Raw genomic sequence first — 12,542 nt, 5'->3', positions numbered from 1 at the left:
AGTAATTAATCAGCCAACCAGCCTCAACCCTTTCGCCACCACTCTTTTGAACTCTTCACAATGAACAGGCTCCGGCTGCGTGCAGCGCGCTGCGTGCTTCAGCCCGCGGCTTAACTGCTGCAGCTTGCGCACGGTGGCATCAATCTCTTTCGCCCGCTGGAGGAGCAGCCCCCGGTCAATCGTGACCCCGGCTTGCGAACCAAACATCGCGGCAAGTTCATCCAGCGTAAACCCTGCCGCCTGCCCCAACGTAATGAGCTGCAGTTTATTGAGCACATTTTTGTGATATTGCCGTCGTAAACCGTTACGGCCAACAGGCTGAATTAATCCTTTTTTTTCGTAATAACGCAGCGCGGAGGGATTTATGCCAGAAAGATCGGCAATTTCCCGGATATCGAGGGCTTTCATGGTTGACTTAAACCTCGCTTCAAGTTGCACACTGGCTACCAGCCTGACATGCATTGGAAAAGGAGTACACCCTGGAGACGATGATGGTAGTAAAAACGGTCATAACGGGTATTGGCGCGACGCTGATAATGGATCTCTGGTCATTCGGCCAAAAATACCTGCTCAAGCTGCCGCCGCTAAACTATGCGCTGGTGGGTCGCTGGGTTGCATGGCTTTTCAGAGGAAAGCTTTGCCATAATACCATCTCTTCCACGCCGGCATTGCGTGGAGAGAGCGTTATCGGCTGGGTGTTTCACTACCTGACCGGGGCCATTTTTGCTTTTGTCCCGCTGGCATTGAACGGAACCGTCTGGTTAAACGAGCCGACGCTGACGGCAGGCCTGCTGGCAGGCGTGCTAACTTTATTTGCGCCGTTCTTGATTCTTCAACCCGCATTGGGCTTCGGCATTGCGGCGTCACAAACACCTCGCCCGTGGCTGGCTCGCTTGCTGAGCGTGCTTACGCACCTGGCCTGGGGATGCGGACTTTATATCACGGCTATGGTTAGCAGAGCATGAGGCCAGGGCGCTTTTCAGCTCAGCTTTGACGACGATGAAACTCGACGTTAAGCCAGCGGGCAAAAGCCAGAATCCTTTTTTCAAAGTCGGCCAGGTCTCCCTGAGGTTCATGACTCACTGCCAGCAGGTAATCCATGTCATCAGCTTTTTCAGGATAGCGGGCAATGAGCTTACCATGGTGCTCAGCAAGGGTGTCCGGCCAGTCTTTGTCGTACTCACTACGCAGGATACTGGTTGCGCGGATGATTTTGCGTGCGGCAGCGCGCTGCAGCTGTAACCCTTCATTCTTATCCGCGGATGAGCGTATTTGTGCCATGAATTTTTCCAGTACCGGCAGGAAATCCCCATTTACGGCAACGGCGATAGCTTTTGCCGGTTTAAAGGGAGCAAACCGGCGGCTCAGATCTTCGCCGTACACGCAGATGCAATGATGTTTAAGCCAGTATCCCCAGCTCAGCGTATGATCCGGGTGCAGGACTTGCGGCAGCACACCGCAATCAAAATCGATTTTACTGACAACCGGATAGCTCTTTTCCAGTTCACGCTTAATCTCAGCGAGCCGCGCCGCTGTGGCCCGATCGGGGCGATCGTGGAATATCACGCTCATGTCGAGATCGGACTTGTCGGGCGTTGCTCGTCCTTGCGCCACGCTACCGTAAACATAAAGGCTATGCATCAGTTCAGGGAAGCACCGGGTTAGCGTTGCCACGACCCCGTCCACTAGGCGGGCGAATTCGGGCTGCATTGCGTTCACTATTGGCAGGGCAATGTCGCCATTGCGATCGACGGCCATTCTTTCTCCTGTTTACTGACGGTATGCCCGCAACAACCTGCGGGCGGTACGTTGGCGCCTGACGGGCAAACAATATTATCTCGCGTTCGCCTTTCGCGCTTACCCAACGGGCTGCATTAATCAATAACCGCGATCCTCATTCAGCTTAGCCGGAGTGCGTGAGCGATCGCTGGCGCGCATTGCCGCATAGAGGGAGCATAGCTCCTGCAGGCTTTTGGTTCCCATACGCTTCATCAGCCGGGTACGCTGGACGCTGACCGTAGAGGGGCTAACCCCACGGATACGGGCAATATCATCCAGAGAATGGCCGCGCAAACTGAGCCGCATAATCTGTCGCTCGGCATGGGTAAAATTCAACCTGGCGGGCAGATAGGCCACGCTTTGGTTCTGCGCCGAGAACAGGCGCATCACCCTTAACGCCTGATGCAGCTCGTCTACCGTCAACCGCTCAGCTAAACAGAGCTTTAACAGGCCCGGAAACAGGCGGTTGATCGCCTCAAAATGGCGTTCGGAGGTGATGAAGATGGCGTAGTGCTCCGGCGGGTGGCGGAAGAAAAGAGCATAGATCTCCTGAATATCCATCCCATGGGTGACGTACATGCAGGCCGCATCGCTCTCTGCCTCCGTTCCCGCCTCATCGCTAAGCGCCTGCAGTATCTTTTCTACTCCATAAATAAATACACGATCCTTTCCATAAATGGTCATCTTGTAGCCCCGAGGTCACCGTCTTTTATTATCCTTCCACATGGACGCGTTTTTGTGAGTGTTATGTCGTCAGTCAGGCAGATCAATACCGCGAGCCTATCCGTTTAGCTTTTGTTTAACTAAAGCACATCGCAAGCATTAGCCCCGATTTAACCATTGATACCGCCGGAATATTTTTTAATTTTTAACAAAATAAACCCTTAAAAATATAGGAATAAGATTACCGTTAATTCAATTAAAGCCGTGCATAGACCAGAAATAAAACACCAAAAACACCGCAACCACATGATTATAAATGTTAATTTTCTTTAGGATTATCTTTATAAATGTCATAAAAATTATTTAATCACTCTTTTAAATATTCAGATCTTGATCTCAAAACATCATTTCATTTTGTGTAAAAGTTATTTTCAATAAAATCACAAGCAGTACAAACTCGTCATCACCGGGGAATAAAGAATAATGTGTGGTGAATCCCCCTAAGCGGCGGGGTCATGCTGAATAGAGGAATACCCTCATCGACGTTTCGTTTTTATAGACGGATCAGGAAGTCAGCGCCTGATTCACCGGGAGGCACCCGGCACCACACAACCATTTAAAAATTTCATTTGTATCGTTCTGCCTGCTTTACGGCAGGTCATTTCTTGTACCTTTGGAAAATAAAAAAAGTAGAGGCACCCTATGTTTCGCTCATTATTATTAGTCACAATTCCTTTCATCAGTATTGCTGCTCACGCGGTGACCTTTGATTATCGTCATGAAACGAATGACAAAGCCGGGAACAATCATAAAGATCGTCTGTTGATGTCTCACCGTTTTGCCAATGGCTTTGGCTTATCGCTGGAAGGAAAATGGAAAGGATCGCAAGATAAAAATAAAGCCTATGATGAAACCGTGAGTAACGGCACCGAAGTGGTGGCGAGCTACGTGCATAAAATAAATAAGACCTTCCAGATTGAGCCCGGCTTCTCTCTGGATACCAGTTCGTCCTCAAATAACTATCGGCCCTATCTGCGCGGTAAAGCGAATCTGACCGACGATCTCAGCGCCTCATTGCGCTATCGCCCTTACTACAAGCGCAATTCAGGCAATATTGGCACGTCTAAAGACACCTCGGAGAACGGCTATAATCTGACCAGCGTTATTTCCTGGAAATTCCTCAAAGATTATCAACTGGATTATGAGCTGGACTATAAAAAAGCCAACTCCGCCGGGGTTATTTTAGCGGATAACGAAAGCTATGACTGGACCCATGATTTTAAGCTGACCTATAAATTTGATAAAAACTGGTCTCCTTATATGGCCATCGGCAACGTTTCCGGTAGTAAATCCACCGATGAACGCCAAACGCGTTATCGCGTTGGCGTGAAATATTCCTTCTGATAACGTCCTGTCAGTCAGATAAAAAATAAATAAGGGTTTAATTAAACCCTTATTTTCATTAAGAGGAAAATAATGAAGATTGCAAAAATCACCCTGGCATTGGGCGTTCTGAGTCTCTTCTCACTGAATGCGGGTGCCCAGGAGAACGAGCGCCTGAGCAGCGTAAAGCAGTTCGCCGACGTCGTGCTGGACAAAGCAAGCGATCGGTACGGGCATCACTCTCCCCTGCTGGCTAATGGCGTGGACCCACGCACCGGCAAACAAATGGAATGGGTATTTCCGGACGGTAAAGTGACCGTGCTGTCGAACTTCTCTGCCCAGCAAAACTTGATGCGGGTGCTGGTAGGGTTAAGCAACCTGACTGGCGAAACAAAATATAAACAGCGGGTCGCGGAGAATATACGCTACTACTTTGACCACTATCAGGATGCAAGCGGGCTGCTGCTATGGGGAGGGCATCGTTTTGTTGATTTAAAAACGCTGCAGCCTCAAGGCCCAAGTGAAAAAGAGCGGGTTCATGAACTTAAGAATGCCTATCCCTATTACGACATGATGTTTGCCGTCGATGACCAGGCGACCGCGCGCTTTATCAAGGCTTTCTGGAATGCCCATGTTTACGACTGGAAAACGCTGGAAACCAGCCGCCACGGGGAGTACGGCAAACCGATGGGCGCGCTCTGGCAAAGTGATTTTGTCCAACAGCCGCCCTTTTTCGCCACCAAAGGTCTGAGCTTTCTCAATGCCGGCAACGACCTGATCTACTCCGCATCGCTGCTGTATCAATACGATGGTGACGCTGGCGCACTGACGTGGGCAAAACGGCTGGCCGAACAGTACGTTTTGCCGCGAGATAAGAAGACCGGGCTGGGCGTATACCAGTTTACCCAACCGTTAAAACGCGCCGATACCAGCGATGACAGCGACACGCATTCGAAATACGGCGACCGCGCGCAGCGTCAGTTTGGCCCGGAACTGGGCCCGGACGCGCTGGAAGGCAATATGCTGCTTAAGGGCCGAACCAGTACGCTCTATTCAGAAAATGCGCTGATGCAGCTTGCCCTGGCAAAATCGCTCGGCAAAGACGGTGACGATCTCAAAAAATGGACTCTTGATGGCCTCAAGGCCTTCGCGACCTACGCTTACGATGAGCAGAATAATACCTTCCGCCCGATGCTGGCCAACGGCACGGATCTCTCCGACTACGCGTTAAAACGCGATGGCTATTATGGAAAAAAAGGGACGGTGCTCAAAGCCTATCCGGCGGGAAATGAATTTCTTCTCTCCTATGCCCGCGCCTGGACGCTTGAACCGGATCATGCCATCTGGAAGGTCGCCCGCGGCATCGCGAAAGGCCAGGGGTTAGGCGATATCGGTGAACCCGGCGGCACAAACCGCAGGCTGAATAGCCAAACGGAGAATCATCAGCCGTATGCGATTTTCGCGCTTATCGACCTGTGGCAGGCCACCGGGCAGCGGGATTATTTGACGCTGGCGGATCGCATCGGCGCGAACATCATCAACAAGCAGCGCCTCAACGGCTTTTTTGTCGATGATCCTGAGGCCGAATATGCCAGTATCGATAGTATCGCCCCCTATGCGCTTCTCGCCCTGGAAGCCGCCTTCCGCAACACGCCGGACGCGGTCGCTCCGTTCCTGAACGGCGCTGGATTCACGGAAGGCGCTTATCGGATGGCTGACGGAACCGTGCGCTACTCCACCCGAGATGACGAGCTGTTCAGGCTCAGACCCGGTGAGCAGCTGAAACCGAACGGCAAAAAATAAAACTGGCCCCCATCGCCACCGGTGGGGGACCGTACCGCGACGGGACAGCCCGGCGCTTACTTCCCGGCATCCAGCGCCGTCACCGCGCGATAATAGGCCTCAATCGCCAGCGCCACATCGTCGGCGGTGACCGACTCGGCAGGATGATGACTGATGCCGCCTTTACAGCGGACAAAAAGCATCGCGGACGGCCAACGTTCAGCCATGGCGATAGCATCATGTCCGGCGCCGCTCGGCAGGGTCAGCGAACGCCCCTGCACCGCCTGCGCCGCCTCGCTCAGTACCTGCTGCAATCCGCTATCGCAGGCGGTGGCGGCAATGCGGTAAAACTCTTCCGCGCTAAACTGCAGCTGGCGTTGGGCGGCAATAGCCTGTGCCCCCGTCAGCAGCGTCTCGAGCAGCGCCTCGAGCGGCTGGTCGTGCGGCCCGCGAATATCCAGAGTCAGCGTAACGTCGCCGGGGATAACGTTAACCGCGCCGGGCGCGCAGCGCAGCGTGCCCACCGTGGCGACCAGGTTTCCGCCCTGTTCGCGGGTCAGAGACTCTATCTGCACCATCCACTCGGCGGCGGCGGCCAGCGCATCTTTCCGATGGCTCATCGGTACGGTCCCGGCGTGTCCCGCCTCGCCGGTAAAGCGGCAGTTCAGCCGACGCGCGCCGTTAATCGCTTCCACTACGCCTAAGGCCAGTCCTTCCTGCTCCAGGCACGGCCCCTGCTCGATATGCAGTTCCAGATACGCGGCGATCTCCTCCTGGCTGCGGGCGGCCAGGTGAATGCGCGCCGGATCCAGCCCGGCCAGCACCATCGCCTGCGCCACGCTGACGCCATCGGCATCGGTCTGCGCCAGCCAGCTCTCAGGCCAGGTACCGGTCAGCCCGCGGCTACCAAGCAGCGTAATGCCGAAACGCGTCCCCTCTTCATCGCAAAAGCCGACAATCTCAATGGCTTTTTTCAGCCGTCGCCCCTGTTGATGCAGGCGATGCACTACCTCAATCGCCGCCAGGACGCCGAGCATACCGTCATAGCGCCCGGCGTTGCGCACCGTATCAAGATGCGACCCCAGCAGGATGGCCGGCGCGCCCTCCTGCTCACCCTCATAGCGACCGCAAATATTGCCGACGCTGTCCTGCCAGACGGTCATCCCGGCCTGGGTCATCCACAGCGCCGCCCGCTGGTTAGCCGCAAGATGCTGTGGAGAGAGATAAACCCGGGTCAGGGCGTCCGGCGTTTCGCTGATCGCCGCCAGCTCATCGGCGCGGGCCAACACCCTGGCCGCGGCCTGCTGCATATCCGCCTGCTGGCGTTGTGCTTGACTCATTGCGCGCTCTCGCTGCGATAGTGATCCCACGCGGCCTGCATCGCGGCGCCCTGAGTGGTCGGGAATTTGAGATAGTTAAGTACCGACTCCAGCGCGCTGAGCGTGGTCATCACGCAATCCTTACGCGCGTTGTAGCCCATGGTGCCGATACGCCACACTTTGCCGTGCAGCGGGCCGAACGAAGTGCCGATTTCAATGCCGAAATCTTCCAGCATCAACTTGCGTGCCTGGTCGCCGTTTATCCCCTGTGGGATGACGACGCCAAGCACGTTGTTCATCTTGTGTTTCAGGTCACCGAAGGTCTCCAGCCCCATCGCCTGAATGCCTTTTAGCAGCGCATCGCCGTGCAGCTTATGGCGGGCAATGCCGTTATCCAGCCCCTCCTGGAGGATCAGACGCGCGCATTCGCGGGCGCCGAACAGCGCGGTAGTGGCCTCGGTATGGTGGTTAAGGCGCTCCGGTCCCCAGTAGTCCATCACCATGCCGAGATCGAAATAGTTGGAGTAGATCATCTCCTCGTCGCCGTCGCGGTGGGCATCGGTGCGAATCCCTTCTTCGACGCATTTGCGGCGGCGAATCGCCTCCTCCATGCGCGCGCTGAGGGTAATCGGCGAGGTGCCGGACGGGCCGCCGAGGCATTTTTGCATCCCCGCCGAGACCGCGTCCAGCTGCCAGGCATCGGTTTCCAGCGGGTTGCCGCCCAGCGAAGCGGTGGCGTCGGTGTAAAACAGCACGTCGTAGCGGCGGCAGATCTCCCCCAGCTCCGCCAGCGGCTGCAGCATAGTGGTCGACGTGTCGCCCTGCACCGTCAGCAGCAGGCGCGGACGAATACGTTTGATGGCATCCTCCACCTGGTCCGGAGTAAACACCTCACCCCACGGCACTTCAATGGTGTGCACTTCCGCCCGACAGCGGCGGGCGATTTCGCACAGCAGATGGCCGAAGCGGCCAAATACCGGCACCAGCACCTTGTCCCCCGGCCGAATAGCCGAAACCAGGATCGCCTCAATCCCGGCCCTTGAGGTTCCGTCCACCAGCATCGTCCAGCGGTTTTCGGTACGAAATACGCCGCGGTAGAGCGCCATCACTTCGTTCATATAATGGGTCATCGCCGGGTCGTACTGGCCGATCAGCTGGCTCGACATGGCGCGCAGCACGCGCGGGTCGGCGTTAATCGGGCCTGGCCCCATCAGCAGACGCGCCGGCGGATTGAGTTGCGGAAACTGTGTCATGTCCATTTTTGATTCCTTATTGATTTAAGCCGCGCACGGATGAAATAAACTGCTTCAGTTCGCTGGTCTGGGGGTTAGCGAACAGCGTTTTGCTGTCCCCCTGCTCCCAGACGCGCCCCTGATGCATAAACACCACGCGGTCGCCCACTTCGCGGGCAAAATTCATTTCATGGGTCACGAGAATCAGCGTCATGCCCTCCGCCGCCAGCTGCTCCAGCACTTTAAGCACTTCGCCAACCAGCTCGGGATCCAGCGCCGAGGTGATCTCGTCACAGAGTAAAACTTTTGGCGACATCGCCAGCGCGCGGGCAATCGCCACGCGCTGCTGCTGACCGCCGGAAAGACTGGACGGGTAGTAATCCAGCCGGTCGCCAAGCCCGACCTTTTCCAGCATCCGCTGGGCCAGCTCCCGACACTCGGCGGCGCTCTTCTTCAGCACCCGACGCGGCGCCAGCATCACGTTTTCCAGCGCCGTCATATGCGGGAACAGGTTAAAGTTCTGGAACACCATGCCGATAGAGCGGCTGATCTCCCGCGCCTGCGAGTCGCGGTCGGTAATAGTCATCCCGCCGAGCTTAATGCTGCCATCCTGATAGCCTTCCAGGCCGTTGATGCAGCGCAGCAGCGTACTTTTGCCGGACCCGCTGCGGCCGATAATCGAGATCACTTCGCCCATATCGATATCCAGATCGACGCCCTTGAGCACGTGATTATCGCCGTAATACTTCTGCATCTGATTAATGGTGATGAGAGGCATTGAATTTGTTCTCCAGATAACGGCTGTAGCGGGACAGCGGATAACACAGAATGAAATAGCCCAGCGCCACCAGCGCGAAGACTTTAAACGGCTGATACGTCACGTTGGTCAGCATGGTGCCCGCTTTGGTCAGCTCAACGAAGCCGATAATCGACGCCAGCGCCGTGCCCTTAATCACCTGCACGGCAAACCCCACCGTCGGGGCGATGGCGATCCGCAGCGCCTGCGGCGCAACGACCCGATAGAGCGTCTGGCCAAAGCTCAGCCCCAGACAGCGCGATGCTTCCCACTGCCCTTTTGGCAGCGCGCGGATGCTGCCAAACCAGATATCGAGCAAAAACGCGCTGGTATACAGCGTCAGCGCCAGCGATGCCGCGGTCCACGCCGAAACGTCGATGCCGAACAGCGCCACGCCGAAAAAGGCAAGAAACAGCTGCATCAGCAGCGGCGTTCCCTGAAACAGCTCAACATAGCCGCGGATCAGGCGCTTTATCTGGCGCCCGCCGGTCATGCGCAGCAGCAGCAGCGGCAGCGTGACCAGCGCGCCGCCGAGAAACGCCACCAGCGACAGCAGCACCGTCCAGCGCCCGGCCAGCAGCAGATTGCGAACAATGTCCCAATCGGTAAAGGTGGTTATCATGCCTGCACCCCCAGCCATTTTCGTCCTGCCGCCATCAGCAGCTGGCGCATCGTTATCGACAGCACCAAATAAATTCCTGTCGTCACCAGGTAGACCTCAAAGCTGAGGAAGGTGCGCGACTGGATCAGGTTAGCGGCAAAGGTCAGCTCTTCATAAGAGACCTGCGACACTACCGACGAACCGAGCATGACGATGATGCACTGGCTCACCAGCGCCGGATAAATGCGCTGCAGCGCGGGCGGCAGAATCACCTGAATAAAGGTCTGCGTCCGGGTCAGCCCCAGCACGCGCCCTGCTTCCCACTGCCCCTTCGGCGTGACCTGAATACCGGCGCGCACGATCTCGGTACTGTAGGCCCCAAGATTGACCACCATCGCCAGCAGCGCGGCCTCGCCCGCCGTCATCTTTAGCCCCAGGTTCGGTAAGCCGAAGACGATAAAAAACAGCTGTACCACAAATGGCGTGTTGCGAATCAATTCGACATACCCGCCCCAAACCCGGCTGAACCACGTGGGCCGCCCGCTGCGGATGGCGGCGCCGAAGATGCCAATCGTCAGGCCACCGAGCGTCGCCAGTACCGTTAGCTGGATGGTCACCCACAGCCCCGCCAGCAGCTCCGGCCAGTGCGGCCAGAGCGCAGAGAAATGAAGTTGCTCCGTCATGCCCGGACCTTATGCGCCGAGGCTGGCAGGCAGCGGCGCTTTCAGCCATTTCTCGGAAAGACCGTTGAGAGTGCCGTCTTTTACCCCCTGCTCAATCAGCGCATCCACTTTCGCCTTCAGGGCCGGTTGGTTCTTTTTCAGACCAATAAAGCACGGCGAATCTTTCAGCATAAAGCTCGGCACCGGCGCTTTATCGGCGTTCTGCCGGGCGATGGCCGCCACCACCAGGTTACCGGTAGCCACATACTGCACCTGACCGGAAAGGTACGCCGACAGCGTGGTGTTGTTGTCTTCGTAGCGCTTAATCTGCGCCTCTTTCGGCGCCACGCTGGTCAGCACCATGTCTTCCACCGCGCCGCGGGTTACGCCAACGCTTTTACCGCTCAGCGCCGCCGGGTCTTTCAGCTCAGCGCCTTTCGCGCCAAATACGCCGAGAAAGAACGGCGCGTAGGCCCGGCTAAAATCGATCACCTTCTCGCGCTCGGCGTTTTTACCCAGGCTGGAAATCACCAGATCTACCTTATCAGTTTGCAGATAAGGCACGCGATTGGCGCTGGTCACCGGTACCAGCTGCAGCTTGAGCTTCATCTCTTTGGCAAGATAGCGCGCCATATCGATGTCGTAGCCCTGCGGCTGAAGGTCGGTGCCCACCGAGCCAAACGGCGGGAAATCCTGCGGCACCGCAATGCGGATCACGCCGCGTTTTTCGATATCCTGCAGCTGGTCAGCTTTCGCCGCCGAGAGGTGGGTTAACAGACAAGCGGCCCCGGCCAGCGCGATCAACAGTTTCTTCATGATATTTACCCGTTACGTTAGCATGAAACAAAAGATTCTTTAAAGTCACTTTTGCAACTAATGTGCCAGATAAATTTATGCACTGCGCCATCGGCAACGCTTCGCTTAAGGGCCAGTAAAACAAGAGAAAGAGAAGAGTAAAGAGGAACCAGCGGCGCTGATTTCTGCATATTTCATCGCACCAAAACCATGCAAAGCACCACGCTGGCGCCCCATCATCGCTGTTCCAGCTCATCCAGCTGCTGGTAGAGCGTGGCAATATCGTGAATGCGCGGGCGACCTTTATCGAGAATTTCGTGCAAAAAGGCGTTCGACAGCAGATTAATCAGGCTGTTGACCGACGCGTAGCTGTCGTAGGCCGACACGCTATCCAGCGGCGCGCAAAGCCGCCAGCGCGCCAGCGGAAACAGACCGTGGGCCTGCGGCTCGCACATCAGCAGCACCGGAATATCGCAGCTCTGTAGCTGCTGCAGCAGAGGGCGAATGATTCGCGGGCGGCGGCGGAATGCCATCACCACCACCAGGTCGTCGGCGCTGAGATCCACCAGTTCCTCGCTCAGGCTTTGTCCGGGCTGCGGCAGCACCAGTACCTGCCCGCGCGCCTGCAGTAGCTGCTGACGCAGATGCAGCGCCGCAGGATAAGCATTACGCATGCCGACAATCACAATACGCCGGGCGGCGACCAGCGCCTGAATCGCCTCGGCGAACTGCTGAACATCCAGCGCGTTAACCCATTGTGTCAGGTTGGCCATCTCTTGTTTATAGTGGCGCGCCAGCAGAGTATTGCCCTGTACCGCATCGCGATTGTCGGTCAGCGGCATACCGCTCTGGCGCAGGGTACGCAGCTCATCGCGCATATCCTTATACTTCTCATAGCCCAGGCGCTTGAACAGCCGGCTGACCGTGGCTTTTGACACGCCGCTAAGCTGCGCCAGCTCTGCGCTGTTGTAGCTAATCAGGTCATCAAAATGATCGAAAATAAAATCCGCCACCCGCTGCTCCTGCGGCGATAATGACGGGTACTGCTCTTTCAGTCGTTCATCAAGCTGTTGCATAAGACCTCTGTAACTTTCGTTTCACCGCATCATAACCGTATCCGCATTCATAATGTATGCCAGTCCCGCCAAAAAAAGCGCGTTGTCGGCAACAGGTGAAACTTTACGTTCAGATATGGAACAGCTTTTGCAACCCTCAGCGGACGAGTCGCTTAATTGAGGAAAATTCATGCAAAGTCATGTTGCTGCCCACGGGATGGCGGTCGCCCCCCATCATCTGGCCAGCCAAAGCGCGCTGGCGGTACTGCGCGAAGGCGGAAGCGCCATCGAAGCCATGGTCGCCGCCGCCGCGACCATTGCGGTGGTTTATCCGCATATGAACGGCCTCCGACCTGCAACACCGTGGATAACCACCGCTGGTAGGCACAGTAAGGCGTTTACGCCACCGGGCAATATCCAGGAAAGGTACTTCGCCAGTAAAAAGGGCCCCGGCTGGGGCCCTGAGGATTACTTC

At 56.4% G+C, this 12,542-nt stretch carries 14 protein-coding genes; 4 read left to right on the top strand and 10 right to left on the bottom strand.

The window, feature by feature from the left end:
* Positions 1 to 9: 9 nt before the first annotated feature.
* Positions 10 to 408, bottom strand: coding sequence for a MerR family DNA-binding transcriptional regulator (locus tag K2184_RS21015; protein WP_024274010.1), 399 nt, complete (start codon positions 406 to 408; stop codon positions 10 to 12).
* 83 nt (positions 409 to 491) lie between these two features.
* Here K2184_RS21015 and K2184_RS21010 point away from each other — a divergent pair, with 83 nt between their 5' ends.
* The gene (locus tag K2184_RS21010) at positions 492 to 965 is read left to right on the top strand and encodes a DUF2938 domain-containing protein (protein ID WP_163525782.1); all 474 of its coding nucleotides are present in this window, start codon (positions 492 to 494) and stop codon (positions 963 to 965) included.
* 19 nt (positions 966 to 984) lie between these two features.
* Here K2184_RS21010 and K2184_RS21005 read toward each other — a convergent pair whose 3' ends face one another.
* Together K2184_RS21005 and K2184_RS21000 are read right to left on the bottom strand one after the other, a co-directional pair.
* A complete protein-coding gene (locus tag K2184_RS21005) occupies positions 985 to 1,758 on the bottom strand; it encodes a nucleotidyltransferase domain-containing protein (protein ID WP_023320688.1) in 774 nt (257 codons plus the stop codon).
* A 120-nt stretch (positions 1,759 to 1,878) separates the two neighbouring features.
* The gene (locus K2184_RS21000) at positions 1,879 to 2,463 is read right to left on the bottom strand and encodes a helix-turn-helix transcriptional regulator (RefSeq protein ID WP_024274008.1); all 585 of its coding nucleotides are present in this window, start codon (positions 2,461 to 2,463) and stop codon (positions 1,879 to 1,881) included.
* A 681-nt stretch (positions 2,464 to 3,144) separates the two neighbouring features.
* Between K2184_RS21000 and K2184_RS20995 the strand changes: the two genes are divergently transcribed.
* The gene (locus tag K2184_RS20995; protein WP_004100915.1) at positions 3,145 to 3,846 is read left to right on the top strand and encodes an oligogalacturonate-specific porin KdgM family protein; all 702 of its coding nucleotides are present in this window, start codon (positions 3,145 to 3,147) and stop codon (positions 3,844 to 3,846) included.
* A 72-nt stretch (positions 3,847 to 3,918) separates the two neighbouring features.
* Complete coding sequence (locus tag K2184_RS20990; RefSeq protein ID WP_049128222.1) at positions 3,919 to 5,628, top strand: pectate lyase; 1,710 nt, start codon at positions 3,919 to 3,921, stop codon at positions 5,626 to 5,628.
* A gap of 56 nt (positions 5,629 to 5,684) precedes the next feature.
* Here K2184_RS20990 and hpxK read toward each other — a convergent pair whose 3' ends face one another.
* The 7 genes from hpxK to hpxU form a co-directional block, all read right to left on the bottom strand.
* The gene (gene hpxK / locus K2184_RS20985; RefSeq protein WP_064351917.1) at positions 5,685 to 6,947 is read right to left on the bottom strand and encodes an allantoate amidohydrolase; all 1,263 of its coding nucleotides are present in this window, start codon (positions 6,945 to 6,947) and stop codon (positions 5,685 to 5,687) included.
* Complete coding sequence (locus tag K2184_RS20980; RefSeq protein ID WP_004100908.1) at positions 6,944 to 8,185, bottom strand: pyridoxal-phosphate-dependent aminotransferase family protein; 1,242 nt, start codon at positions 8,183 to 8,185, stop codon at positions 6,944 to 6,946. The genes hpxK and K2184_RS20980 overlap by 4 nt, the downstream gene beginning before the upstream one ends.
* A 10-nt stretch (positions 8,186 to 8,195) precedes the next feature.
* Entirely contained in the window at positions 8,196 to 8,936 is a 741-nt protein-coding gene (locus K2184_RS20975; protein ID WP_004100907.1) for an amino acid ABC transporter ATP-binding protein, read from the bottom strand.
* Positions 8,917 to 9,573 carry an amino acid ABC transporter permease gene (locus K2184_RS20970; protein ID WP_032704835.1) on the bottom strand — a complete coding sequence of 219 codons (657 nt, stop codon included), beginning with the start codon at positions 9,571 to 9,573 and terminating at the stop codon, positions 8,917 to 8,919. The genes K2184_RS20975 and K2184_RS20970 overlap by 20 nt, the downstream gene beginning before the upstream one ends.
* The gene (locus tag K2184_RS20965; RefSeq protein WP_049095551.1) at positions 9,573 to 10,238 is read right to left on the bottom strand and encodes an amino acid ABC transporter permease; all 666 of its coding nucleotides are present in this window, start codon (positions 10,236 to 10,238) and stop codon (positions 9,573 to 9,575) included. The genes K2184_RS20970 and K2184_RS20965 overlap by 1 nt, the downstream gene beginning before the upstream one ends.
* A gap of 9 nt (positions 10,239 to 10,247) precedes the next feature.
* A complete protein-coding gene (locus tag K2184_RS20960; protein WP_004100904.1) occupies positions 10,248 to 11,033 on the bottom strand; it encodes a transporter substrate-binding domain-containing protein in 786 nt (261 codons plus the stop codon).
* A gap of 215 nt (positions 11,034 to 11,248) precedes the next feature.
* On the bottom strand, positions 11,249 to 12,088 hold the full coding sequence (gene hpxU, locus K2184_RS20955) for a MurR/RpiR family transcriptional regulator HpxU (protein ID WP_047719998.1): 840 nt from the start codon (positions 12,086 to 12,088) through the stop codon (positions 11,249 to 11,251).
* A 169-nt stretch (positions 12,089 to 12,257) separates the two neighbouring features.
* Here hpxU and K2184_RS20950 point away from each other — a divergent pair.
* Positions 12,258 to 12,542: gamma-glutamyltransferase (locus tag K2184_RS20950; protein ID WP_439237774.1), on the top strand; the 285-nt coding region annotated here is incomplete at its 3' end.

The organism is Klebsiella sp. K5-306 (assembly GCF_051835185.1).
Classification (GTDB): Bacteria; Pseudomonadota; Gammaproteobacteria; order Enterobacterales; family Enterobacteriaceae; genus Klebsiella; species Klebsiella oxytoca.
This window is presented reverse-complemented; position numbering and strand designations above follow the sequence as displayed.